Raw genomic sequence first — 25,758 nt, 5'->3', positions numbered from 1 at the left:
GGGGCCGCTCACGCTCCCAGGATCCAAGTGCCCGAGCTACTCGCGGGATCGGCAGCGGTGACAGACCAGGAGCGCGCGGCCGAGATCGGAATCACCTTGCGCTGCTCGCGGGCGCCCTGCGGAGCCGTCACTTCAACCTCCAGGCTCGCCGAGACCCACTGCCCGCGGCGATCGTCCAACAGCTGCCCGGTGTCCATCTCCACCTTGTGCGAGATGAGCGCGCCGACGGCGTCCGCGTAACGCCGAATCCGCGCCATGGTCGGGTTGCTGTCATGGGCCTCGAAGTCGGCGACACTGGGCTGCTTCACTCCCAGGATCTTCGCGACATCGCCCTGGGACAGGCCGCGTTCCTTCCGGATCCGCACCAGCGAATCCAGCAGATCCTGGTCGTTCTCGATCAGGTGCCTGGCCCGAATGACCTCGGGTGCATCCGGATCGATACCGAAGATCTCATTCAAGCTACTCATAGCTTTTAGTCTATGGCTGCTGTCAAATCGTCGTTGCTCGTTGCTACGCGAGCCCTTTGCTCAGCCCCAATCCCCAGCGATGAGGTCCCCCTCGTCTGATCCGGATCCCGGCCTTGTCAATCTCGCCGTCCTGCAAGCGTTTCGTCGCCTGCTCATTGCCGCGGACAATTTCCTTGCGGTGCACCTTGGCCAGGATGGATGAGTCTGGCTCATGTGGGGGTTCATGGAAGTAGCCACGCACTTGGCTCTCTGCGTTCCAGCTCCATCGAAGCTCCCACAGCAGCGGATCCCTTTGCACCGGTTTCCAGGACTCTTCGCGGAGCGTACCCTTCGACGCTCGGCCAAGAAGGCTCTGCACCTCCAGAACCCGTTGCCTGATCTCTAGCGCCGTGGCTTCCTCGTTCGGCCCTCTCACAGCCTCGACGATCTCGGGAGTGACTACGTCTGTTCCGTCTGCCTCGCAGTACGGATACCACTTGCGTGCCGTCCCAGTGGCCGCATCGGGCGCCTGGCCAGGCTCTCGACGGCTCATCTCCCGATCCCGTACTGCTCGGCCAGCAGGCCCTCGTCGAGGAGCACTGCCCCTGTGGCGGCGTCGATGGACAAGACGGGGTAGCCCTCGACGTTGACCAGCTTCGCGGCCTGGTTGAGCACCATCGCGACGCGGGTGATGGAGGCGCCGACCGCCGCGGCCGCCTGGGCCGCCGTCAGTCTCCTGTCCGGGGCAAGCGCCAACGCATCCACCAGCTGCCGGATCTGAGCATCCGTGACGACGACGCGTCCCGCCAGCGCGCGCTGGTCCGCGAAGACCTTGGTCGCCACCAAATCAGCCCCCACGCTCGGCCCGACAGCCGCCGGGGGCTCGTCGGTTGAGAACAGGTCCGGCTGCGGCCCGACCGGGGCCGACGGCACGGGCACGGCCGGCGCCCGAAGGCCGCCCTCCCACCAGGCCGGGGCCTGCGGTGGGGCAAGGGTAAAGGTGGTGTCCTCGGCACCCGAGGGCACCAGCAGCACCACGGGCACCACCACCTCGGCGGGGGCGGCCCCGCCGTGGTAACCGGCCCTGACCGACCGGTAGCGCAGCCGCTCGGAGACGGCCAGCACCGCCCGGTTGCCCTCCACCAGCACCCGCTGCCCCTCGACCAGCACCTCGTCGGCTTCGGCAGCCTGGTCAGCCAACCGGTGCCGGTTCCCGAGCGCCGACGCGTAGGAGCGTTGCACGCCGTGACGGCGCTCCACCACGTGCCCGTGGTCGGCGGTGATGACGACGGCGCGCCTCGCGTCGGCGGCCCGCTGCAGCAGCGGCACAAGGTGCTTGACGGCGTCCGCGTTCCAGAACGTGCCTGACGGATCGCTGGAGTTGAGTGCGTCGTCGATGGTGTTGAGGACGCACGCCACCAGGCGGTGGCCATCGACGTCGGCGATGGCGTGCCGCACCTCGTCGGAGACGGCGAACCCGAGCCTGGATGAGTCGAGGATCTTCTTGTGGAACAGCTTGGCCGTGCCCAGTTTGTGGGCGTTGGTGAGCGCGGCGAAGCCTGCCTGCTCGACGCCCTGCCCGCCCGTGACCAACCTCCCGGACAGCAGCGACGCGCGGCTGGCGTCGGTGATGCTGGGTAGCACCGACAACCCGGCCCCACGGCGGCCGACGCCGGGGAGATATGCCTCTGTCATGGCCAGGTCCGTGCGCTCGTTGATGTTGGCGACGATCTCGGTTGCGGTGGCCGTGCTCATGCCGTCCAGGATGAGCAGCAGGGTCGGGGTCTTGGTCGCCACCGGGAACACGACCTGGGCGAGTAGGTTCTCCAGCGGCCACACGGCCGCTTCGGCCGCGCCCACCGGCCCGGCCGACCCGCCGTCGACCGCGGCAGGGTTGGCTGCGAGCGCATGCGCGAATTGCCGGTCGTGTTCGTCGCGGACGGCGGCCACTCGGCCCAGAACGTGCTCCAGCGCCCGAGCCACGTGCTCATCGTCGACACCGGCGGCGGCGTCGTTGACGGCGGCGTCCACCCAGGCGTCGACGTCGGCCTGTCGACGGGCGAGCCCCGCCAGGTCGGACGGCGCCTCCCCTTCTGCTTCTGTGGCCAGCCAGCGCCGCAGCCGGACCGCCGCTCGCAACGCCGCAACGCTGCCGTCGTCGCCGTGCAACGCGTGGTCACAAACCGCTCCCCAGGCCTCCTCCACCGCTTCCAGACCCGAGGCTGCATCGACGCGCAGGGCGTCGGCCAAGCGCCGGAGCCGGTGGACCAGACCGGAGCGCATCAGCCTGGATGAGGTCATCAGCGGCAAGCCCTGAGCCACGCCAGCCAGTTCGTCGGCGCGGGCCAGGACGCGGGCCGCGTCGTCGCGTCGGGTCGGGTCCGCCAGCAGGTCTGCTGTGACGGTGACGGCCGCATCCGCGACGGCGACCAGCGAGGCACCCGGCACCGGACCCCAACGATGCTCCAGCCGCGCGACCACCAGGTCGGCGTCGGCGCCCGGCCTGCTGTGCAGGGCGTTGAGCACCAGGCCGAGCGGCACGACATCCCCGGCGTTGCCCCGGCCGAGGAGGCTGGCCACGAACGGTTCGGCGGCGCCGGTGCCCGACGCCAGCCAGGCGAGCACAGCGTCGGTCAGCTCGTCGCCTGCCAGCAGCCGCAGTTCCCCGATCAAGGTGACGACGTCGCGGTTGGCGGACCAGCCGAGCACCCCCAGAGCGTCGGTCGGGCCGTCGGGCACACCGAGCCAGCGCCTGGCCACCGACCCCAACGCGTGATCGCGGGTCAGCAGCCCGGCCGGGGCCGGCGGCCAGCCACTGGGCGGCGCGGCCTCCAACAAGCCAGCGGCCAACTCCCGGTGCGCGGCCGCCCCAGCCAACTGGGCATCGATGCCGGTGGCTGCGAACCGGTGCTGCACGGCCTGCCACACATCTGGGCGCCGCAGCCGCTGCCCGATGACCTGCGCCAACAATCCGGCGCCGAGGTCGTCATCGGTTCGTTCGGTGACCACGACGAGCCAGTCACCCCGGCCACGGGCCAGGATCGCCTCGCGTACGGCCAGCGTGGAGACGCATGGCACCAGAGCGACTGGTGCCCCGGCCACGTCGAACTGCTGCCTGGACTGCCCACCGACAGGGGCGCGGAACCCGAGCACGCCGGGCCGGTAGCCCTTGGCCCTGGCCTCATCCACCAGCGCCCGCGCCATCGCGGGCGTCACCGTCACGGAAGCGCTCATTCGACCCGCCACTCCACCACGACGACACCGGGGTTCTGGCTACGGAACCGGCGGACCTCATCGAGGACCGTATCCAGCGAATCACCCGGCCCGAGCCGCCGCCTGCCCGTGGCCGACGGCGTGGCCTGGGCCGACCTCCGCGGCTCGGGCTTCGGCTGGGGTGCCACCTGGCCGCGCATCCACTCGTAACTCTCACGCTCAGCGTGGCTCAACTCCGAGGCTATGGGCGTGTCGAACTCGTCTGCAACCAGCGCTGCCTCCAGCCGCGCGACGATGAAACTGGCCTGGTCGGCGGCCGGGCCCTCGCCCTGGCTGGCCTCCCGAAGCGGCTCCAGCCTGTCCCACTCGAACCGGTCGAGCGCATCGGCGACCTGATCGGCCTTGGCCAGCGAGCGGGCAGCGACGGTGCGGTTCGGCACCTGTGCCGAGGCGAGGGCCCGGATCAGGTCGACCCCGCCGAGCTGGCGCAGCCGATCACACAACTCCGCGGTGGCCCTTGCCGTGGTGAGTCGGCCGGTGGCCTCACGGCCCTCCCAGCCGAGCCGCCCATTCGTCCGTTCCAGCGCCGTGACCAGCTTGTAGGCCTGCTGGGTGCGCGAAGCCGCGGCCTGTTTGACGGCCTCCGCGAACGCCGCCACTCCCGGCGGGGTGAGGTAGGCGTCGGCGGTGGTGCCGAACAGCGCCCCCGCCAGGCCGGTGGCCGCCCCCCACTCCTCGACGGTGGGCATGGGCTGCTCGCGCAGCTCCATTTCGGCGGTCAAGGCGCCAGGCGCCGGTGCCGGGATCGCCGCGTCACGCAGGAACCAGGCCCGGCGCCGCAGGGCACCCCAGGCCAGGATCACCAGGTCTGCGACATCGGACTTCAAACCCTTCTTCGGCGTCAACGCCTCGATCCAGCCTCTGGCCTCAGCCACCTTGACCGGAGCCGACGGCCCCGCGTCACGGGCGCCGAGGGCGCGTTCGAACGCCGGACCCCACTGGCTGAACCGGTCATCCCCCATCAGGAAGTGGGTCTCGGCCGCCCAACCAACACCGAGCGGGTTCGCGATCCGCCGGGCCGCGGCGATGTCACCCTCCAACTCGACCCTGCCATCAGGCGACGCCAGCGCCCGATTCACATGCGACATGACGGCAGCCAGCTCGCGGCGGGTAACCTCCTTGTCCGCCGGCTCGAAGTGGGGATGGCCGGGATAGACGGCCTCCCAAGCCTGCGCCAGCAGCGTCCGGAACGCGCCCCCGAGCGTCGCCGAGACGGGCGGCTGCGGCGTGAACGAACGCTCCAGCGACGTGAGGACCCGGTCGTGCTGGGCATCGGTGACGACATCGTCGCTGCGCGTGGGCGCGGCCGCATCATAGGCGACGTCGATCGCGCGGCCGAGCTCGTGGCGAAGCGACGTGCGCTGGGATTCCAGGATTGCCCTGGCGATGCCCCGGTCAGACTCGGAAAGGTGATCGGAGTAGCCGGCGAAACGCTCGCCTGAGCCGTCGAGGAGCCAGTTGAGGATCACCAGGCGGCGCACGTCGCGCATCCGCTCCGCGGAAAAGAATCGTGGCAGCCACACCAACGTGCGGGCCGTGAAGTTGCTTGCCAGCAGCCGGTCGACCCGGTCCACGTCCTCCGCCGACGAATGACCCTGATCGTCGAAGGGAACGTCGATGACCACCCGCCAACTCTCGGGCCGGTTCCGGAAATGGTCATCGGTGAGCCACCCGGCGTCGCGCACATTGCCGAACACGACGTCGACCTCCCGGCCCGAGCCCCGCCACGTCATGCGGTGGCGTTGCGCGCCGAACGCGTCGGGCGCATCCAATTCGATACCCAACCCGTCGATCACCAGCTGTTTGATGAGTTCGCGGCGCCGGCCCTCATTGTCCTCACCGCAGGCCCGATCCACCACCGTCTCGTACTCGACATCGGAGAGCACCACGCGGATCAGCGGATCGCGGCTGTCGTCGCCCAGCCGGATCTCGGGCACACTCTTGGCCCAGGTCCGCACCTTGGCCGCCACCGATGTCACCTCGCCTCCGGGCAGCATCGAGACGATCGAGCCATGATTCAGCGACGCGAGCCGGCCCGCGGTCAACCCCTTCAGCGCGGGCACGTGGGGAGCGACGGCAGACAGCAGCAGGGTCTTGGCCAGACGCTCATCGGCCCGGAAGCCGTCCGGGACGGCGCCCCCCGCGGCCAGGCCCGCCTCGGTGAGCCCGTAGGTGTTCAGGAGGATCGGACGCAACTTCTCGAAGTACAGCTTCTCCGCGGCGGAGAACAGGGCCGCGATCTGCGCATCAAGGGCCTGCCCGGCCTGGCCCGTGACGATGTAGTCGAACGCGTCACCGACCGGGATGACGTCGTCGACGGTGAGGACCTCTCGCCTGTCGACCAGCATCTGCTGCATCACCTTCAGCGCGGTGCGTTCGCGCTGCATGACGCTGGCCAGGGAGCGCAGCGTGGAGACGAGCGCCGGGGAGAACGGGTAGGTGAGGCGGAACGCGGCCTCGTCGGCGCCACGGTGACTCTCGTCGGTGTTGACGCCGTCAAGCAGCACATCCCAGACCGCAGGGCGACGCTCCAACTGCGCGAAGGCCGAATCCAGCACCCGGGCAGCGCCCTCGTCGCGGGGCCGCAGGAGACGACGATTGGCAACGAAAGCCAGGTTGTCGTCACCGAGCCGGATCTGGCTGAACCGGCCCTCCTGGTGCCGGAAAGCCTGGTCGAGCGCCTCCTGCTGCGCACCGCTGGCACCGGCGTCGGCGAACCAACGCCTGAGATCGAGCTGCCGCGCCACGAACGACACCAGCGGGATGGGCCGGCTACCCTGGCCGCCCTCTACCAGCTTCGACAGCTTCTGAGACTCGCGGGCGAACCAGGACGTGTCCCGCACGGCGAACGCCAGCCACAGCACCACCTCGTCAAGGAACAGCACGACGGCGTCGTAGCCCAGTGCCTTGGCATGGCGGGAGATGGCCGACAGACCCGCATCGAGGCTGACCCAGGTGGCCTGCTGAATGTAGGACTTGAAATACGCCTCCACCAGCGCGGTCACCAACTCCTGGCGCTCGCTGCTCCCAGGGGCAGCGGCGCGGGCCGCAGCATAACTGTCCGCGTTCCAGGCGTCAGCGCCGAGGAAGTCGTCCCAGACGTCGGTGCCGGAAGCCGGGTTCAAGCCCGCGAAGAACGCGTCATCGCCGAGCCTGTCGCGCATGTTGTCTGCGTCGACAAGCAGCGTGTCGGACTGATGCAGGGCAGGCAGGACACAACCGGGGTGCAGCTCGCGGATCTGCTCAAGGTAGCCGGTGAACAAGGCCTGTTCCATGGATTCGGCGGCCAGGAAATGGAACGCGAGCGGCAGGATCTTCCTGGGCTGCAGCACCGGGTCGTTGGCCGCGATTACCGGCCCCAGGTCTGGCAGCGCCCTGGCCTGGGGCACCTGCCGAAGCAGCGCGTGGAGGACGGCCATGAAGTGGCTCTTACCCGAGCCGAACGAGCCCATCAGGAACGCGCCCCGGCTGGTGTTGTTGACCACCGCGTCAGCCACCAGGCCGAGCGCCTTGTCGAACGAGTCAGCCAACGCCGGGGTGACGACATACTCATCCAGCGTGCGGGCGATGTGGTCGTCCCCGACGCTGTCGGTCAGGCGAAGCACATAATCCTCGGCGCCGGCACGTTCCGGGATGTCGATCACATCGCGAAGCAGCATGGTCATGCCTTCCTCCTTCTACCCCTCACGGGTGCGGGCGGCCGCCACGCCGCGAGCTGTTCCAGCGAGTAACCCACCTGCTGCGCCCTGGTGCGCAACTGCTCGGCCGAGAACTCGGCAGGGCTGATGCCATAGGCCGGGTCAACCTCGGCGTGCCACTGCTCCACCCACGGCTGCAGCTCCGCCAGGCCCGCCACCAACGGAACGAACACGTCATCCCCGGCGCCCTCGGACTCCCGGGCGCCGATGATCGTGGCGATCGCGAGGGACTGCTGCGCATGGTCCCAACCCGCCCAGCCAAGCAGCGGCGTCGGGTCCGTCGCCCTCCCAGCATTCGGATACGAGATGAACCGTTCCTTGGGCACGTCCAGCTTCCCCCGCGCCTGCCAGTAGGAAGTCCGGACAAAGTCCGTGGACGAGTACTTCGGTGGCACCGGAATCTCGACTCCCCCACCGACGCCGGTTGAGCCGGCCCCGCCTGCGCCAGCCAGCCGGGGGTCGGTCGAAACCATCTGTGCGGGTCGGTCCTCCTGGCGCTGGAGGTCCCAAGTGTGTTGCCAGGCCTCGAACTTACGCAGGCCCGGCTCCTTCAACCTCAGCGCGGCCAGGTATGGGACTCCCTCATCAGCCAACAGCCGGGTCAGCGACTCGACCACGGGGACGTCCGGGCGCCCCTCCCACAGGGCGAGCACACCGGTGAACTCGGTGTCCCGCCCGGTCTGGTCCGCCAACTGCGCGATACTCGACGGCGCGGGTCGGCCCTGGCGGTCGAACCAGAACGAGCGGTCCTCCAGCCGGTCCAACAGCCAGCCACGCAGCGCCCGCTGCGCCTGAGCGGCGAACGGTTCCCGCTGCCAGCGGCGCTTGAACTCCGGCACCTCCAACAGACCGATCGCCTTGACCGATCCGATCGCGTCGATCCGCCGCTGCACCAACTCGCGGTAATCGGCAGGCCAGCGCTCCGGGATCTCCGTGATCGGGGTCGAGCCGTGGCGGGCAAACCAGGACGTGTCCTCCAAGCCGTCGGCGATCCGCCGAGCCAGCACGATCTCGAACGCTCGCTCCCCCAGCCTCACCTCGGGCGCCTGCCCGTCGAAGACCAGCGACTCGTCCATCAATTCGTAGGCGCGGTAGACCTCCCAGTCCAGCTCCTCCTGCTCCGCGACCATCCGGCCCCGCAACCGCTCCTGCTCAGCCTCGGCGCCCCGCAGCAACTCGGCCGAAGGGGTCCGCGACTCGATCAGCGCAGCGACCTGCTGCGCCGACAGCTCTTGGGCGAGGTCGTCCAGGGTCCGTGCCCGATCCAGCGGCAGATCCTTCGGTAGTGGGAAGTCCAGTAGCGTGGTGCCCGTGAACTCATAGCGAGGCTCCCAAGCCTCGTCCCCAATTCCGCCGCCAATGCCACCATTGCCCTTGTTGTGGCTGTTCTGTTTAAGCCAGAAACACGCAGTCGACGAGTTCAACACCCCCAACAGCCGGAGGTGATCATTCTCGGTCGCGTCCGCGGGCAACTTGATCACGGGAGCCGAGCGGTTGAACACCTTCCCACCCCGATCCAGCACGAAATGATTGTGCGTCGTCACAAACGCGAAGGTGATGGAGAGGGGGGTCGTATAGGTCCGAGATGTGAACTGCATGTATTCCCACCATTTCAACCCGGCGTCAGCCATGTTCCCCTGGAAGGTGGCACGCCCCGCGAGGTGGGCTCGCCAACGCCACAGCTCCCTTACAAGCGCCGACTCCGATCCTGATTCATTCCCGTATGGGTACACAATTTCGACATCCGGCGAGTAGCTCCAGTCCCGCAGTTGGTCTCCGAGAACCAGCGGCCTAACGGGAGCAATCGCACGGGAAGTACCGGAGACAGGCCTCATGAATGCGTCATCTGCGCCGACCCGGACAGACCCACCGATGGGCGGCCAAATTCGTTGCGAAAACAAAACGCCGCTTGACTCCTCAATGAGCGAGGCAACTCCGCTTGCCCCACCGCCTGCAAGGTTCCAGGGATGTACGGCGAGCGCCTTCCGGTCCAGGTCGGTGACGCTGAGCCAACCGTCCTCGTAGCCGGGGACGCCGACGTGCTCCGTGATGGAGGCCCAGACCATGCCCTTCGCCGCGTCGTCGGGGCGGCCGGGCTCGCCTCGGATTCCGAGGACGGCCCTGAGGTTTCCGGTGCGCGGCTGTTGGTTCCGCCCGATCAGGATCACCGTCGGGGTGCCGTGGCCGGGGATGTAGGCGCCGGAGGTGTTGATGACCTCTCGGAGGTCTGCGTCCTTGGCCAGGAAGTCCTCGATGATCGGAGCGCCGAACTCGCGCTTCATGAACGAGTTGGACGTGATCTGTCCCACCCAGCCGGCGGGCTGGTCGCCTTCGGCGCGTTTGGCGAGCTTAAACAGCAACTCCATGAAAGGAACGCTCAGCGCGTAGGTGCCCTTCAAGTGGTTGTAGCGCTCGCGATAGGCGGCGTTGAGTGCCTTGTCCTTGACGGTGATGTAGGGCGGGTTGGCCACGACGGCGTCATACTGGCCGCGTTGCAGGGCGTCGAAGAGCGCCTTCTTTTCCTCGGTGGCGTAGGCGAACTCCTCGCGTGCCGCGAACAGCCCCTGCTGGTCGTGGCTGAACCACAGCGAATCGCCCGCGAGCACGTGGCAGGTGAAGCCTGGCGCGTGTTCCAGGGAGGCCTCGCCGACGGCCTGCATGGCGGCGATGGTGAGCCGGAAGCAGGCGATGGCTACGGCGAATGGGTTGATGTCGACTCCCCAGACGGCGTCGAGGGCGAGCTGCACGCGCTGGCGTGGTTCAAGAGCTGGGGCGGTGCGTTCCCAGCGGTCGAGGATGCGGCTGAACGCGCCGAGCAGGAAGTGGCCGGAGCCGCAGGCCGGGTCGATGAGTTTGAAGCCGTCGAGGGGGCGGTCGGCCAGCGCCGGGGTCAGGGTGCGGTCGAGGATGAACTCCTCCACGAACTCGGGCGTCTGCAGCAGCGCGTAGGTCTTCTTCGCGTGCTCGGAGAGGTCCTGGTAGACGTCGCCGAGGAAGCGGGTGTCGAGGCCTGCGTCGGTGAGGTCTCGGAGCAGCGCACCGCTCGCGTCACGTTCCCGCCAGAAGTCCAGCAGTGTCGTCGCTGCCCGGCCCGATGGTGCCACCGTCCACAGCGGGTTCCGCTCGTCCACCAGCGCGCGCGTGGCCGGCACTTGTTGCAGGTGCTCGACTGCCTGCAGCAGCCACTCCCGGTCCGTCTCGGTGGGATGGGTGCGGAAGTAGGCGTTCTGCGCGTCCAGGGCCTCCTGCGCCCGCCGTCCCGGCCCCGCGATCCACACCGGCCCAAGCATCGCGTTGTCCTCACAGAACCGGACGAACACCGTCGTCAGCACCCAGGACACCGCCGCCTGGGTCACTTTGTCGTCGCGCCAGGCCACCCAGCTGTTCGCGGTGCGCTCCGCGGAGGTGGCGAGCCGGTACTCCTCCTGCCAGGCCGCCAGCACGTCGGGCTGCGACGCGACCCGGCCACGCAGGTCGTCCTCCAACAGCAGCACCTGTGCCTTGAGGTCTGCGACGAGGCCGGTTTGGCTCACTTGATGGCTCCTTCTTCGAGTTCCGCCCTGCGGCTTCCGATCCACTCCGAGGAGAGCCGGACGAACTGGCCAGGCGCCGACAGCGGCAGCGGCCTGGCATCCACCACCGCGCCTTGGCTGGCGTGCAGCTGCGGCACCACCAGCCACACCGCCCGCGCCCGTGAAGTCGCCAGATCCATCCACTTGGCAAGCACACCGAGCAGGTCGTAGCGCGCCAGCAGCGACGGGTCCGTCAGCAGGAGCGGGCCGCCGGGCGCCAGATGGCTCGACACACCTCCTGCGACGGCATCTTCCAATGGAGGCAGTGAGCGGTCGACGACGGCCCGCAGGCCCGCGGCGGCGCGGCTGCCGGGTGGGGCCGCGTCGGCGTCCAGCACCGCCTCCCACGGCAGGTGCCCCGCCTCGGCGGTGCGGCGCATGGCGTCGATGAGGGTGGCGGACAGGTCGAGGACCTCCGCGTCGTAGCGGGCGGCGAGCATGTCGATGGCGTCTTCCAGCCGGAGCGCCGGGGTACCGAGCGCAAGGAAGGAGCGTTTGGCCAGGCTCTCGGTCAGCCGGGCGCCGGCCGCGCCGTCGACGGTGACCGGCGCGGACTCGTCGGCCAGGACAGTGGCGGGTCGCGTCTCCAGCCCGGTGGTGTGGCCGCCCACCTCCGGCAGCCGGAAGGCTCGGAGCGTGGGATCGAAGATCAGGCGGATACCGGCCTCGTCGACCACCTTGTCCAGGCCCGGCCGCTCGGGCAGCGGCGCAAGTGCCGGGAACCGGGACCGCACGCGGGCCCGGATCTCGGCGGCGTCGAAGTGTTGCCCGGCCGACACGGCCGGCAGCGCCAGAGCCAGCGCCCGCGAGAGGGGCAGCGCAAGGTCGTGCAGGTCGTTGGTGGCCGAGGCACCGCCCCTGGTGGACAGCGCCGCCGCCAGCCGGACCAGCCGGGCCGGTGCGCGCAGTTCGTCGGGGACAGCGGCCCGGCCCAGCGAAGCGGTCAGCGCCGCCGTCACCCTCGGCGCCGGCACCACCTGATCGTGACCGCCGCCCGGGTTGGCCCCAGCCAGTAACGCATCGGCCGCGCGGCCCAGCGCCTCGGCGACCTCCGGCAGCGTCTGATCATCAGCGATCAGGATCGGTCGGCCCTCACGGCGGCGGATGATCCAGCCCGTCTCGTCCCCGCCCGCGCCACGGGCAGCTGCCTTGTCCCGGTCGACCAAAACCCGCAGCAGGCCCTCAGCAAGGCGGGTCTCGCCCGCGTCGTCGGAAAGGGGATCGGGTGCCAGCAGACCGAGGAGGAAACCGGAGAGCTCGCCAGCGGTGGCGACGCCGCCAACCTCGTGGAGCTGCGCCGCGACCGCGTCGTGCAGGTCACGGACGAGTTCGAGGGTGGCGGAGTCGGCGGCCCAAGCCTCCTGCAGGTCGGACATGAGCTGACCGACGCGGCCCGGCGTGACCGGGGTGGGGAGGCTGGCTGCGAGGAGCGCCTGCGTGGCGAACGCGTCAGGGGTGCCGGTGACGCCGAGGACGTGCAGCGCGAGCGTGGTGCGGGTCTCGTTGTTCGCGGCCCGGGCGACCCGAAGCAACTCCTCGGCCACCTGATGCGGGTCGGGCAGGTCACGCGACGGTTGAACGGGTTGCCAGGTCCGGCCCCGGCCTGCCACGTCAAGGCGCTTACGCCACTGCCCGGCCCTGCCCTTGATCTCCTTACGGGTGGGCTCGGCCGTGCCGCTCAGACGGCTGAGGCGCACCGCGTCCACGGCCAGCAGGTCACCGACGGTCACGACACGGAACGGCTCCAGCGCGGACAGCGCCCTGGCCGAGAGCCCCGCCCCGACCAGGGTCGTGTCCACGGTTGCGGCTGCGGCCAACGCGTCCGCGTCTTCGCCGATCGTGGTGTGTGAGGTGGTGAAGCAAGCTGTCCACTCGCGCAACATCTCGACGGCGGTGTCGTGGCGCTGCTTCGCCTCCCTCGCCAGGGCGCGTGTAAAGAAGGGGACGAGTACCTGGGCGACGGCCGAGTCGAACTCGCCGGGCGAGATGGTGGCGTCGTCGTCGATGGCGGCCGGGTCGGAAAGCCCGTCGCCGTAGATCGGCGGATGGCCGGTGGCCATCTCGAAAAGCACGACGGCGGCGGAGTAGCGCTCGGCGGCGGAGTCGAAGCGGTCGCGGCTGCCGGTCAGGAACGGGTCGAGGTAAGGCGGGGTGCCCGCGGTGGTGGACGAGGCGGCGGCCGCAGACAAGGAGAAGTCGAACAAGACAAGATGCTTTGCCTTGTTGGAGCGCTCGGCGACGCCGAGGTTGGCGGGTTTGATGTCACGATGGTCGACGCCGGCCTTGTCGAGGGCGACGACCGCGTTGAGGAGGTCGGTGCCCCACCGCTCCAGCAGATCCAGCGACAGGCGGGGCCGTTGCCTCAGCTCGGTCAGGAGGGTGTCGTGGCCGGCGTTGCTGAGCAGCAGAGCCTGGCGGCCGTCGACGTCCATCGGGCCCGCGACCAATTCGACAAGATAGGGGCTCTTCAGCTTGGCCAGGACCTCGGCCTCGTGGGCCAGGCGGGAGGCGGCGTCGTCGTCGAGTGCGACCTTGAGGACCCGCTGCGGCCGGTTCTGGGCGTCGGTGTCGGTGACGAGCAGGCCTGTGGCGGTGGAGCCGGAGCCGAGCCGGCGCTCAAGCCGGAAGCGGCCAGCCAGCAGGCTGCCCGGCGCCGCGTCGAGCGGGTCGACCTGCTCCTGCGGGGCTGCCACGGCATCGTCGAGCTGGGAAAGGAACGTGGCCACGTCGGCGGTGCGGGCGCTGACAAGCGGGCGGGTGGCCGCGAGGATCGCCTCGCGGAGCTTTGGTGAGACTTCGGGACGCTCGGTCGAAACGTCGAGACCGCCCTGGAGCCGCAGCCGTTCGCGCAGTTCGGCGGTAGAGGTTGCCGCTGGGGTGCCCGCGAGCAGGTAGAAGGCGAGGGCGCCGAGGCCGAAGACGTCGATCCGGATCCGGTCTGACGTGCCGTCGACCAGCCCCTCGGGTGCGGCGAAACCGGCACGGAGACGAGTCTCAGGGTCGCCGGACCCGGTGTCGCCCGGGCCGTTGGCGACGAGTCGCGTGACCCCCGACGCCGTGGGGTCATCGCCCCGACGCAGGGCGCCGACGCTCTGCCAGTCGGCCACCTGGACCCGCAGCCGTCCACCCCGCTCGGAGACGAGGATGGCGCGCGGCCCGAGACCGCGATGCACGACGGCGTTGCTGTGGGCATACGTCAACGCGTCACCGACCTGACGCAGGATCTCCAGCTGGCGGGCCAAGGAGATGCCATCGGGTTGGCCTGCGAGCCACAGGTCGAGAGGGACCTGATCCTCGTCGTAGGGGTAGACCAGCCCGATGCCCAGGTCGCTGTCGACGATGTCGTCGGGGCGGAGGATGCCATCGTGATACAGACGGTGCATGACGCGGTACTCGTGCTGGGCCAGCTCGCGGATGCGGCGGGACTCGGCCGCGGGGGCGCCGTCGGGAACGGGTTGGAAGCGGATGCGGCGCCGCTCCTGCTGGCTGACCTTGTGCGTGGCGAGCCAATCCTGCCAGCCCTCGCCAGCGTCAAACGCCTCCCCCTCCAGCACCCAGCTACCCGCCTCACGCTCGCGGCGCTGCACCAAGCCGATGCGTTTGAGGAGCATCACCAAGATGTCCTCGACGTTCGTGCCGATCGGGCCACGGTGGCCGCTCGGGTGGGATAGCAGCTCGGAGATGCCCGGCAGCCCGGTCTGGTTCTCCAGCCTGTCGGGGCCGTAAAGGTCGATACGGGCCGATTCGGGCAACTCGACGCGGGTATGCGGATGATGCAGGAACACGGCCTGGTTTACCCACGGGATGATGTCACGTGCCCTGGGCGGGTTGGCGATCTTCGCCTCGCTCACCCAGCGTTCGAACTCCTGTTGCAGCTTTGACGCGAGGTATTGGGCCTTGCGGCGGGCCAGTTTCAGCGGCGAGTCTTCGGGACGGCGGCCGTCGCGTCGCCACGTCAGGTCGTCGCCGCGGATGGTGCCGGAATAGTACTTCAGCTCGACAAGATGGAAACCGTCGCGGGCCAGCAGCAGAAGGTCGACCTCGTGCCAGCGGCCGTGGGTGTCTCGGAACTCGAAGTTCGACCAGGCGCGAAATGGGGTCTCGTCGGGTAGGAGGGTGCGGACGAGGTCGAGACCCTCGCGCTCGTGGGGGAATTGGGAGGCGGACACCTCGACCCAGCGTGCAGAGTCGTTCGTCATGCGCACCCCCTTGTCGAGACGTCGGCCGGAGTCCACCCTAGCGCTCAGGAGCCGAAGGTCGCCTGGCCGCCATGGGTACGCGATGCTGGGGCGCCGCTGGTCACCATGGGAGGGTGCGCGACGGTGGCTGATGACATGCTGGCCGCTCTCATACCGCCTCATCAAAGAGGGAGGCTAAGGCGCTATCGTCAGGCACAACAAATGCCGCACACCGAAGGTGCGGTTCGTCCGAGCCTGGGGGATTGACGGATGCCTGTATCGAAAGACCGCTTCGTCAACCCGTACGCGTTCGTGCCGTTGCCCCAGAGGGTCGTCCGATGCGATGCACCCGGGCATGTGTCGGCTCCTGGAGATGGTCGCCTCACAGGGCGACTCACCGTCGAGTGGACGCTTGAAACTCCCATGCTGCTGCCCGCAAAGGCGAAGGAGGAGGGCTGGCTGCGACCGGACGGGAGCGTCCGGGTTCCCGGTTCCGCAATGAAGGGTTCCATCCGCAGCTTGCATGAAACCTTGTTCAACGGGTGCCTCAGGGTCTTCGATAGCGACTTCCTCCCTGGCTACCGCATGCCTGCGACCAGCGACGCCGATGCCGTTGGCGGGCCAGGCAATGCTGAAGGGGCCTGGGGGCTAGGCGTAGTCACCAGATCACGCGACGGCGTGCCTTTGGAGATCGCCCGCTGCGAGAAGGTTGAGTGGGTTGAGGCGAGGTCCCTACTACAGGCCTATCGCTCCGCCCACATCAAGGGCCTGCCCCGGACGGGGGACGTCGTGGGGATCTCGGGGAACCAGACCTGGAGCAACCTCAGGAGTGCCGTCGAGGTGAGGCAGGTCTCGGGTGTCTCGAAGCTGCGGCGCATCAAGGGCATCCGGATTGGACGAGACGATGTGGCCGAGACCCCTGCCAGTGGGAGCGTGCTTCTCATCACCTCGACATCCGTCCGTAAAGAGACTCGCGAGGATGGCAGCCCAGCTGACTGCTTCTGGGCCACGGGCAGGTTGGCGGCCGGTGATCCTGTGGACGTGTCTGCGGAGGCTGCCCAGGCCTTCAAAGCGGCCTGCGCGGGGTCACGGGACCGGCAGGAACTGCACCAGAAGGAGCAGAAGGGCAAGGCGCCGGCAAACTGGCGTGGCCAAAGTTGCTACGAGGCCGTGACTTGGCCCAACCGTGTAGGGCCAAGAGTCGGTGAACGGGCCTTGGCTACGGGGTTCCTTCATCCGGGAGACGTCGTTTGGATCAGTCTGGACGAGGATGCTACGAGAGTGACGGGAATCCGGCTGTCAAAGATCTGGCGGCAGAGCGGAACCGGGGCGGCTGGCGAACGGGTGCCCGTGGAGACGTTGCCTTGTTGGAGCGTCGATACCTCCGCCAAGCGGCCCCGTGGCCGTTGTGCCCCCGGTGGGCTCTGCCTCTCGTGTGTTGTCTTCGGGTCTGCCGACACCTCCAGCGAAATCGAAGGTGAAGGGCGCCAGGATGCCTACGCGGGACATGTCCGCTTCGGCGCCGCGCGGAGCCGCGGCCCGGTCACCGTGGAAGCGGTGAGCCTGGCGCCTCTCGGATCGCCGAGGATGGGCGCCGGCGTCTTCTATCTGAAGGACGGTGGTAAGTCTTCGGTCAAGGGAGACGTCACCTCCCAATGGGGCTCCGACGTGGACACCCCAGACGGTCGGGAGTTAAGGGGCCGAAAGTTCTACTGGCACGTGAACCCGGCCCGCCAGGCTGAATTCTGGACAGGGGAACTTAACCGGAAGGAGAAAGTGCTGCCCCGGTACGAGGCTCGACCGAAACACGCAGAACGGCTCACCCGCAGCGCCGAACTCGTCCCGGCAGGCACGGTACTGACCCAGGAGATCACCTTCGAAGGGCTCGACAAGGTTTCGCTGCAGAGTCTGCTCGTGGCCGTCGACCCGGGTCGCCTCCTCAAAGCGCCACGGGGGTCAGGAGTCATGTTCGCCACGCACCTGGGTGGAGGGAAGCCGTTCGGGTTGGGCGCCGCATCAGTGAGGCTGACCTGCACCGCCTGGGAGGCAGAGTCACGCTATCAGGTCGACTTGAAGATGGCAGAGCTCGACTCCGAAGACATCACCTCTGAGTGCTACAGGGCCCTGGATTCCCGGGCCGGGAGCCTGAGACATATCCAATCGGTCGCGCGCCTGCTCGATCTCGATGGGCTCGGGCAATGGCGGAACCACGTCACCTATCCCCCTGGCGCGACCTGGGACGAGATCGATCTGCCTGATAAGAGGGGCTACATCCCGTTTGACGAGTCCTACCGATTCTTCGGGGAAGCCAACGGCCAACGTCTGGCAGACCACAACCGTCGGTGGTGCCCCTTGCCGGACGTGACGAAGGACAACTCCGATGGTGCGATGGATCTGCCGATCATCCGCAAGAAGGGCAGGTCATGACGATCTTTGTTGCGGCTTCGGCCGTCCGGATTCAGCATTGGTTGATCCGCACCCCCGAGCTCAAGCTCATGCGGGGCGCTTCCGCGGCGCTCAGCACCGTCACATCCGGGGCCGCCATGCGAGAGGTGCTGGGCTCTTGGAGTTGGGGTGAAGCGGTACGGGTCGAAGAATCGGCCGGAGAGGTCGACGGCGTCGTGGTCGTGCGGATCGACGGCCAACTCTCCGGGGAACAGGTTGCGCATCGCCTACTGGACCATCTGGCCGGGCAACTTCCAGGGTTGGACTGGGAGGCGTGGTGGTGCGATGCCGCGAGCTATACGGAGGCGTACAGCACCTTCTCAGAGGGTCGCGTCTCTCGTATCGCCACGCTCGCTCCGTTGTTGGAGGCCACCCTCGTCCAGACGTGTCGTGGCTGCCGGGCCGAGGTCGCCACCTGCGGGCAGCTTGGAGCCGACTGTCTCAAGAGGGGCGAGCATCGTCGACCTGACGACGACCGCTTCGCCCTGCCTGGTCGGGAGCCAAGGGATTTCGCAGAGCTTGCCCGGGTCGGTGGGTTGCCGGCCACCTCGACTGCTCTGGGCCGCAACCGCTCGAACAACCACCTCGCAACGATCGTCGCCGACGGAAACCGCATCGGGCACATCTTTGGCGAACTGAGGCGCCTTGGTGACGACAGCCTGAACAGCAAGACGGTTCATGGACTCAATGAGGCGACCAAGTGGGCGGTCACACGAGCGTTGGCAAAGGTGGGTCCTTCAGCGGAAGTGCAGGCCGGAATCGTTCATTTCGTGGGCGGTGATGACGTGTTCGTGAGCGTTCCTGCGAGAGAGGCCTGGCAGTTCGCGACGCTGCTGGCAACAGAATTCGAGACGGAGATGAAGAACGTGCTGGACGGCCGGGCCATCGGAACGCCATCGCTCGGTATCGGGATGGTTTTTGCGGACACCAACTACCCGATTGCTGATTCCCATGCGATCGCGACTGAGGCGCTCAAGCAGGCGAAGAAGCACACTCGGGGCAGGGAGAGCGCGGTCGTCTGGGCGGACCTGACGGCGGAATCCCATCCGCCGAGGGACCGATGGGTGCTGCTTCGGGAGTTGCGGGGAGATCTCGCCCCCGAAACGAAGCGGTTACCGGAGGCCCAGGAGAGGGTCGCTGTGATGACGCTGCCGCCATCGGCTAGGGCATCGCTGGGTAACCTGCTGTCGACTGCCCTGGACCCGGCGCCCCAGGCCGTCCGATGGGCGCAGCGCACGGGCAATCGGCTCGATCCATGGCTCGGTTCGAAGGACCCGGCGGTTGCCGCTGACGCGGTCGCGCGGACCCGCGATCTTCTTTCCCGGGCACGCTGGTGGCCCAACCCGTCGCCTGAGGGGGCCACACGATGACCAGCCAGACAAATATCTTGCGATTCCAGATCGACTTCCTCGGCCCATTCCACGTGAGTTCCTCCCCAGATGAAGGCCTGGACCGCACCGTCGACCGTGAAGTACCGCTGCCTGCAAGTGGGATCAAGGGGTTGATGAGGGCTCAGTGCACCCACATCTTGATGGTTCCCACAAGCATCGTCGATTCGATCTTCGGGTCGAAGAAGTGCGAAGCGGCCTGGCTCTGGACAGACCCCGAGTTCGCTACCGACCCGATTCCGGAGAAGGTCGCCAGGCTGAGACTGTCCGACAGCGACGACGGAGCAGCGGAATCTGGGCTCCTCATGCTCGGGGAACACCTATGGGCGACCACCGCCAGCTTCACACTGACCATGCGTCATCCTCTGGAAGCCGACGAGGCCGCCCGCCACCGGTTGGTGCTACGCGCCGCAGCCCGCTCGATCGTCGGGCTGGGCGGTTCCCGACGCCGAGGCGAGGGTTGGGTCAACGTCTTCGATGTCAACCCGGACGGAACCCCTGCCGCCTGGTCCGTTGAAGACTCGAGCCGACTCCTCGACCTGAGGGAGAGTGCAGCATGACCAACCAGACAATCGACGTTGGCCGCGCAGCCGACCCTGCGGCGATGCTGACCTACACGCTCACCGCGCTCGGCAGGGTCTCTGCCGGACGGCGGGGTGCCGTCGGGCAGGGCGGGATGGTAGGCAACAGCCGTCCGATCCATGAGGTGCTCCCAGGCAGTGTGCTGCGTGGGGCGCTGGCCGCCGTCTGGCTTGCCGGTGATGCCCCGCCCGGGGCAGACGCCGCGTCATTTCGCGCACTGTTCGAAACCGACATGCTTCTTCGGCAGGCCGTCCCGATCGGTATGACGCTGCACGCCATGTCGCAGAGGCAATGCAAGTATCCAGACACTGGATGCCCGTCCGCCTGGCACGACCTTGCGGTTGACGGCCCCATCATGCACTGCGCCGTCTGCGGGGGCGCTCTGGACGAGGGAAAGGGCTGGTCCTGGAACGATATTCCGCCGACGGTGGCGCTCACGCGAACCGCGCTCGCCAAGGACGAGACAGCCAGGGACGAGCAACTCTTCACCCGCCGGGCGCTCAGAAAGGCCACGATTCTGCGCGGGTCCATCGTCGTCCTCGACGCGGCCGCACATCAGACGGAGATCGACTGGCTGACGCGCACCAGGGAACTTCGCGTCGGTGGGCAGCGGAGCCACATGGGACGGATGCGGTGGGAATGCGCCCTGGAGGCTCCCGTTCCACAGCCCACCGCCGCGTCTAAGACGCCGGGCGAGGGAGAGCGCGTCGTCCTGCGTGCTTTGAGCCCACTGATCGTCACCGACGAGTACGGCGCACCCAGCACCGACATCGGCCCCACCCTGCGTTTGCGCTGGCCGGGCGCAAGCGTCGAACGCTCCTGGGTGAGGCCGGTACGCCTCTCCGGTTGGCACAGCGCAAGCGGAATCGCCAAGCCTGAGGACCTCGCGTGTGAGGCTGGCAGTACTTTCGTCGTCGAGGGCCTTCCGCCGGAGGCCAAGGACCAGCTCGCGCTCGGGCTGGGGCTGCGGCGGCTCGAAGGCTACGGTGAACTGCAAGTGGGGGTGTCGAACGGCCCGCAGGCTCGGGCCGAAGCCACCCGTCCGACGGCCAGACCAGTGGGGAAGGACGGGTCGTCTGTGGTCACGCCGACGCCCGCTGCCCCTGAAGCTCCTGAGCCCGACGATGCTGATCCGGTCGCCAGACTTTTCGCAGTGGTCCCAGAAGCGGAGGCGGCCGCGCTGGTATCGAAGGTCCGAGGCGCGGTTGCGCTCCTGGCGATGCGCCAATCCGCTGGGTTTCCCAACAGCACCCTCTTGGGGCCAAGGCTCGAGATCCTGCAACTCCCGTGGGCCAGGGCCCTTGGCGCCGAGGCACGCTCACGGCTCACCGAGCTGCTGGCATCGGACGACCTGAGCTTGGCCAAGCAGCGTCTCGAAACCTGGAAGGGTGGCCCCCGATGACAACCAGCAAGATCACCCTTCTGCGTGTGGAGATCGAGCTACTCCAGCCGTGGGCGGTTGGTGGCGTCGCCGACCTTAACGACACGATCGACCTTCCGGTCCAGCGCGACCCCCGCTCCGAGCCTTCGTTGCCGTATGTCCCGTCGACCTCGCTGATCGGCGCGCTGCGACGACATCTCGAGCCCAACTTGGGTGACGACTGCGTGAAATGGCTCGGCCCGCTGCCGGTGCCGCACGAACAGTCGACGGGCTCCGTTGTGCGCACCGCATCCCGGCTGCGGGCTCTCGGCACCCGCGTGGTAGCCGGGCAGCAGATCGTGGCGTTCGGCTCCACCCAGATCGATCCGAAGCGGCGCGCCGCAGCAGGTGGCACACTACGCACAGAGCAACGTGTCGAGGCGCTGACGCGGGCCGACGAAGGTCGCCCAGCCCCCACCCTGGCGTGGTATCTCCAGCACGATGGAGAGGCGGATTCGGCCCTTCTGGACTGTCTGGAGAAGTGGCAGCCCTACGTCGGGCGACGGCGCTCCAGCGGCCATGGCCGCGCGCGGGTGTCGCGAGTGGTCGCGTTCACCGTCGATCTCACCAATCCCGATGGGCTGACGTGGTGGCTGGAGGGGCGCCACGGTTGGCTTGAGGGGTGCGGAAACCCGCCAAGAGACGTCACCGTCGTCGAACGACACGGCGCCGCTCTGGCCGGGCCGGCCTGGCACAAGTCGTTTGATTGGAAGGTGGTCGAACCGGTCCACATCGGCGCGAACAAGGGCGAGACAACGGGCGCCCCGGCCTCGACGGATGGGAGTAAGGCGGCCCCGGGCCTGACCCGCAAGGCGTCGAACGCGCCGGTCATCCCGGGGACAACCTGGAAGGGGTTGTTCAGGCATCGCATCGACGCAATCCTTCGCCTCTGCGGGGCAACCGATGAAGAGTGCACGTCGGTGTCGGGCCGGCTGTTCGGGAGGAGCGGCCAGTCGCGCGCACGGACGACGGGCCACCGCGGCTGCCTGCGCTTCCTTGATGCGGCCCTCACCACGCCCGACGGCAGGAAGCCTGCACGCCTTGTCGTCCGGACGCACGTGGCCATCGACAGGATCAGCGGTGGAGCGCACGAGGGCCTTCTCTTCGCCGTTGAGGCAGTCGACGAGGGAGCGAGGGCAGTGGGTGTGATCGAATCAGACACGTTGCTTCCACCGGAAGTGGAGAACCTGCTGCACCACGTCGTGAGGGACATCCACGACGGATTCCTTGGCGTGGGAGCCGGGACGACCCGCGGCTACGGTCGCCTCGCCTGCGCATCGGGCTCCGCCCCGACTGTGACGCCCATCGATGTCGGTGCCATCGTGCGATGGGCCGAGGGCAGCGGCGTTCAAGGGAGGCAGAAGTGAACTACGAGTTGGAGGCTCAACCGGGCCTGCCCTGGCCTGAGGTGAAACAACAGGCGTTCGTCGGCTGGTACTGGTGTGACCCGGACGGCGCCCACATCGCCGACGACCCTCCAGAGGATGTGCCCGCAGCCACCCATCTTTGGGCTTGGGGGCCTTCCTCCTGGGGGCGTTGGCGGATCGATCCTCTTGGCGCGGGTGCGGGCGGCGCAACCCTCACCGGTGCAAGGCTCGCGCTGATGGGCGATGGGGCGCCCAGCAAGGCTGACGAGGAGGCTGCTGTCGAAGTGACGGTCGCCGCTGCGACCACCTGGCCTGCCGATGCCCCAGTGGGGTTGGTCGACAGTCTCCGCGCGCGCCCACTGAACCTCATCTGCGTGACGCGGCCGGTGAAGCTGACCTTCCTCGCCTTTGACGACCCGGCGCTGTGATGGAAGGCATCGTCGCGATAGATGTGGCCCCGAGAGATGTGCGAGGGGGGATAGCCAGGTGGTGGTCGAGAAGGCTGCGAAGGTGGGCTGCGATGGGGACCGCGGTGCAGCGCCCAATCTGGCTGTTCGTCGCCGGTGCAGTTGGGGCCATCACCATCGCCATCGCTTCGCTCTTGGTCGAGGAGGTGTTCAATCAGGGCTGGGCGTCGACGAGAATCTGGAACTACGTATGCTGGCTGGCCTTGTCCCTCCTGTTCTGGTCGATCGCTGCAGGCTGGCGGCTGTTCCTCTCGAAGGCCGCAGGGACGCTCTACTACGTCCGGATGATGCCGACGGCTGCGCGCAACTGGCACATTGATGCCCAGGAGGCCGCTCGTCGCCGGTTCCTGGGCTCCGTGCAAGTGGTTCACAGCATCGACCTGGCGGCCGAGTCTGGCGTCATCGATCTGCGGGAAGACGTCTCCGAGGTGGGGAGCAAGCTTCAGGATCTCTTCAACTCCGACGATGACAAGACCGGGTTCATGCTCGTGCCTGACCTACTTGCTCCCGTTGCCGTGGCATTGGGCTATCGCCTCAACCTGCCACCGGGCACCATGTTCTACGACTTGGGCGACAGTGGAAAAACGGGCACCTCCATCGATTCGTGGGCGCTCGAAGACGGGCCGAACAGGAACGAGCCCCAGCCCCGGATGCGAACCACTGTGGGGCCCGGCACATGCGGGATACACATCCACGCCAGCTTCACAGCAATCCCTGACTACAAGCAGATCAGCCGACCCGTTAGGGAATCCCGCGAGCTCGGAATCTGGCAGAACGTGGATGACAACGACTGGCAGGCGAAGCAGCGTACCGACGTGCGCGTCGGGGTTCGTGGCGAGGAGACCCATCCTGCCTCGGCAGCAAGAGCCTGGGCTCAGGTGATTCGCTCCGCGCTCCACGACGGCAATGGTGAGCCGGTCCTCCTGACGGCGAGGGTTCCCAAGACGGTCTCTCTCGCGATGGGGTACCTACTGGCCCCGGCGCACACGAGGGCCGCGATGGCCAAATCGGAAGACCCGGGCTGCGGCGTCGAGGGCTGTCGTCAGGATTCGTGTCGGAACCCTTGGAAGTACCTCGTGCCGCTCAACTACAACCCGGGCACCAACGGCTGGGACGAGATGTGGCTGTTGAGAGAACAGCGCGACCCGCGGGAACTGCTGGCACTCCTGGGCACACGGCCATGACCGTGAAGCTCGTAAACCTGACGACCCACGCGCCGGGTGCGCAACCAGGCATCGTCTATGTGGTTTCCCGCGTGACTGCATCCGCCATGCGTGGGCGTGACGATCTCGTGTTCCCACTCGACGAGGTCCGAGACCGTTCGGACGTTATCGCCGGTTGCCGCACGCTGGGGCGTTTCGCGGCGCCCTCGCCTGAGCCGGTGCTTTGCCGAGAACCTGCCAAGGAGGACCGATAGATGCCCAACAGATACTGGATCCCGCTCGACACACGACAGGTGCCGAAGGCGACCCATCTTCATGCCGTGGTATGTGACTGGTTCGACCGCCCCGCCGACGGCTACGACGGTGTGGATCACTCCGCGGGGGACAAGCCCTACCGCATCAGTGCACCCGCGTCGCGGCGTGGAGAACTCGGAGTGGAGGTGAGCACCCTCACCGACGCTGTCGACGACCGGCTGCGCCAGGTCGCGGTCCCGTCTCGCACCATCCGACTCGGGAGCGAACAGGAAGTGCAAGTCGGGCGAGGGGTGAAGCTTTCATCTAATTCGTGGGCCGAGCTTGCGCAGAGTACGGCTGTCAGGGGCGCGACCTGGAGGGTGCACTTCATGACCCCGACGATGTTCCGCACCGGCCAACAGAGCCACCTTCTCCCCACACCGTCGTTACTGCTCGGTGGAGCGGCACGAACGTGGAACTTGAGGTCGGGGCAAGCCGACATCGAGCTGCCACGTGACCTCGACCGGCACATCCACGTCACCGACCTCTCCCTTGAAAGCGCCCCGATCGAAGTCGGCGGTGCGCGGCTGAACGGCTTGATCGGATATGCGGACTTCCGCTGCGTATCTGATGGACCGGCGGAGGCGGCCGCAACGCTGTTCAGTTTCTTGCCGTACGTCGGTGTGGGATCCCACAAATCGAGGGGATTGGGCTGCGTGGACGTCGAGGTTCGGCGGCGGCGTCCAGCGGCTTGAGGGGTTGGGCCCATGCCTTTGTCGACCGTCTTCACCCCGGACGCGTTGAGACGCGCCTGGGAGCAGGTGCACAGCAGGTTGGCCGACTCGTCTGCTTAGGCTCCGTCGGTGTCAGCTCGGGTGCCCGCGCTGGGCAACGACATCCAGGGACGTCATGGAGGAGTTCCGGCCGCTGCTGGTTGACCGTGCAGCGCTCTCCGCAGCGAGAGGATGCACGCTGGGTGGGCAACACGGCCGATCCGCCGACCCAGCCGAAGGCTGGATGGGCACGTCATGGCGGAGCTGGTGGCCTACGACGTCAGCGACGACCAGAGGCGCGCCAGGCTTGCCGCGGTGCTTCAGGCATTCGGAGACAGGAGCCAGAAGTCCGTGTTCCTCATCAGTGTCGCTGCCGATGAGTTGGCCTTCATCATGCGCCGTCCAGGTGAGATCATCAATCATGACCGTGACTCCCTGTGGGTGCTGCGCCAGTGCCAGACATGCTGGGAAACTGCTCGTGCTGGCCAGGCGGAGCCGCGAGCCCGGTGCTCTATCGGGCGGTCATGTGAAAGATCGGGAGGGCCAGGGGGGGTGTCAGCGAGCGCGCGTTTTGGGCTTCGGGTGTGTATGGCGCTTGACAAGGCCATACGCTGTTTCGGGAGCCCGTTTTGCATCGGGTGGGGCCTGTGTGGAGGGTCGGGTGTGTAAACGGGCCGCATCGCTGCTTGTCAGGTCGGCGTGTCGAGGGGTAGGGTCGTAGACGACTACCGCGAAAGCAGCGGATTGAAACC

16 protein-coding genes are annotated in these 25,758 nt (G+C 67.9%); 10 read left to right on the top strand and 6 right to left on the bottom strand.

Annotation, left to right across the window (positions count from 1 at the left end; genetic code table 11):
* Window positions 1-8 precede the first annotated feature (8 nt).
* From BUC15_RS12950 to pglW, 6 genes are read right to left on the bottom strand one after another with little or no spacing between them, the layout of a single operon-like run.
* Window positions 9-467 carry a helix-turn-helix domain-containing protein gene (locus tag BUC15_RS12950; RefSeq protein ID WP_073188985.1) on the bottom strand — a complete coding sequence of 153 codons (459 nt, stop codon included), beginning with the start codon at window positions 465-467 and terminating at the stop codon, window positions 9-11.
* 43 nt (window positions 468-510) lie between these two features.
* Window positions 511-999, bottom strand: coding sequence for a hypothetical protein (locus BUC15_RS12945; protein WP_073188983.1), 489 nt, complete (start codon window positions 997-999; stop codon window positions 511-513).
* A complete protein-coding gene (pglZ, locus tag BUC15_RS12940; RefSeq protein ID WP_073188981.1) occupies window positions 996-3,680 on the bottom strand; it encodes a BREX-2 system phosphatase PglZ in 2,685 nt (894 codons plus the stop codon). Before pglZ ends, BUC15_RS12945 begins: the two co-directional genes overlap by 4 nt.
* Window positions 3,677-7,384, bottom strand: coding sequence for a BREX-2 system ATPase PglY family protein (locus BUC15_RS12935; protein WP_073188979.1), 3,708 nt, complete (start codon window positions 7,382-7,384; stop codon window positions 3,677-3,679). The genes pglZ and BUC15_RS12935 overlap by 4 nt, the downstream gene beginning before the upstream one ends.
* Window positions 7,381-10,950 carry a BREX-2 system adenine-specific DNA-methyltransferase PglX gene (gene pglX / locus BUC15_RS12930; RefSeq protein ID WP_073188977.1) on the bottom strand — a complete coding sequence of 1,190 codons (3,570 nt, stop codon included), beginning with the start codon at window positions 10,948-10,950 and terminating at the stop codon, window positions 7,381-7,383. Before pglX ends, BUC15_RS12935 begins: the two co-directional genes overlap by 4 nt.
* Window positions 10,947-15,188, bottom strand: coding sequence for a BREX system serine/threonine kinase PglW (gene pglW, locus BUC15_RS12925; protein ID WP_073188975.1), 4,242 nt, complete (start codon window positions 15,186-15,188; stop codon window positions 10,947-10,949). The genes pglX and pglW overlap by 4 nt, the downstream gene beginning before the upstream one ends.
* A gap of 249 nt (window positions 15,189-15,437) precedes the next feature.
* On the opposite strand from pglW, the gene BUC15_RS12920 reads away from it, so the two are divergent.
* From BUC15_RS12920 to cas2, 10 genes are all read left to right on the top strand, one after another.
* Window positions 15,438-17,594: a hypothetical protein gene (locus BUC15_RS12920; RefSeq protein ID WP_139280260.1), complete on the top strand. Its 2,157-nt coding sequence runs from the start codon at window positions 15,438-15,440 to the stop codon at window positions 17,592-17,594.
* Window positions 17,591-18,982 (top strand): Cas10/Cmr2 second palm domain-containing protein, encoded by a 1,392-nt coding sequence (locus BUC15_RS12915; RefSeq protein WP_073188971.1) that lies wholly within the window; start codon window positions 17,591-17,593, stop codon window positions 18,980-18,982. The genes BUC15_RS12920 and BUC15_RS12915 overlap by 4 nt, the downstream gene beginning before the upstream one ends.
* Window positions 18,979-19,560: an RAMP superfamily CRISPR-associated protein gene (locus BUC15_RS12910; protein WP_073188969.1), complete on the top strand. Its 582-nt coding sequence runs from the start codon at window positions 18,979-18,981 to the stop codon at window positions 19,558-19,560. Before BUC15_RS12915 ends, BUC15_RS12910 begins: the two co-directional genes overlap by 4 nt.
* The gene (locus BUC15_RS12905) at window positions 19,557-20,984 is read left to right on the top strand and encodes a type III-B CRISPR module-associated Cmr3 family protein (protein ID WP_073188967.1); all 1,428 of its coding nucleotides are present in this window, start codon (window positions 19,557-19,559) and stop codon (window positions 20,982-20,984) included. The genes BUC15_RS12910 and BUC15_RS12905 overlap by 4 nt, the downstream gene beginning before the upstream one ends.
* Window positions 20,981-22,369: an RAMP superfamily CRISPR-associated protein gene (locus BUC15_RS12900; protein WP_073188965.1), complete on the top strand. Its 1,389-nt coding sequence runs from the start codon at window positions 20,981-20,983 to the stop codon at window positions 22,367-22,369. Before BUC15_RS12905 ends, BUC15_RS12900 begins: the two co-directional genes overlap by 4 nt.
* On the top strand, window positions 22,366-22,797 hold the full coding sequence (locus BUC15_RS12895) for a hypothetical protein (RefSeq protein WP_073188963.1): 432 nt from the start codon (window positions 22,366-22,368) through the stop codon (window positions 22,795-22,797). The genes BUC15_RS12900 and BUC15_RS12895 overlap by 4 nt, the downstream gene beginning before the upstream one ends.
* A 92-nt stretch (window positions 22,798-22,889) precedes the next feature.
* The gene (locus BUC15_RS12890; protein ID WP_073188961.1) at window positions 22,890-24,020 is read left to right on the top strand and encodes a hypothetical protein; all 1,131 of its coding nucleotides are present in this window, start codon (window positions 22,890-22,892) and stop codon (window positions 24,018-24,020) included.
* On the top strand, window positions 24,017-24,253 hold the full coding sequence (locus BUC15_RS12885) for a hypothetical protein (protein ID WP_073188959.1): 237 nt from the start codon (window positions 24,017-24,019) through the stop codon (window positions 24,251-24,253). Before BUC15_RS12890 ends, BUC15_RS12885 begins: the two co-directional genes overlap by 4 nt.
* A gap of 39 nt (window positions 24,254-24,292) precedes the next feature.
* Window positions 24,293-24,988, top strand: coding sequence for a CRISPR system precrRNA processing endoribonuclease RAMP protein Cas6 (gene cas6 / locus BUC15_RS12880; protein WP_175558326.1), 696 nt, complete (start codon window positions 24,293-24,295; stop codon window positions 24,986-24,988).
* A gap of 210 nt (window positions 24,989-25,198) precedes the next feature.
* Window positions 25,199-25,675, top strand: coding sequence for a CRISPR-associated endonuclease Cas2 (cas2, locus tag BUC15_RS12875; RefSeq protein WP_342741735.1), 477 nt, complete (start codon window positions 25,199-25,201; stop codon window positions 25,673-25,675).
* The last annotated feature ends 83 nt before the right edge of the window (window positions 25,676-25,758 follow it).

The organism is Tessaracoccus bendigoensis DSM 12906, from assembly GCF_900141915.1.
GTDB lineage: Bacteria > Actinomycetota > Actinomycetes > Propionibacteriales > Propionibacteriaceae > Arachnia > Arachnia bendigoensis.
Note: the sequence above shows the minus strand (reverse complement) of the source record. Positions and strands in the feature narration are given on the sequence as shown.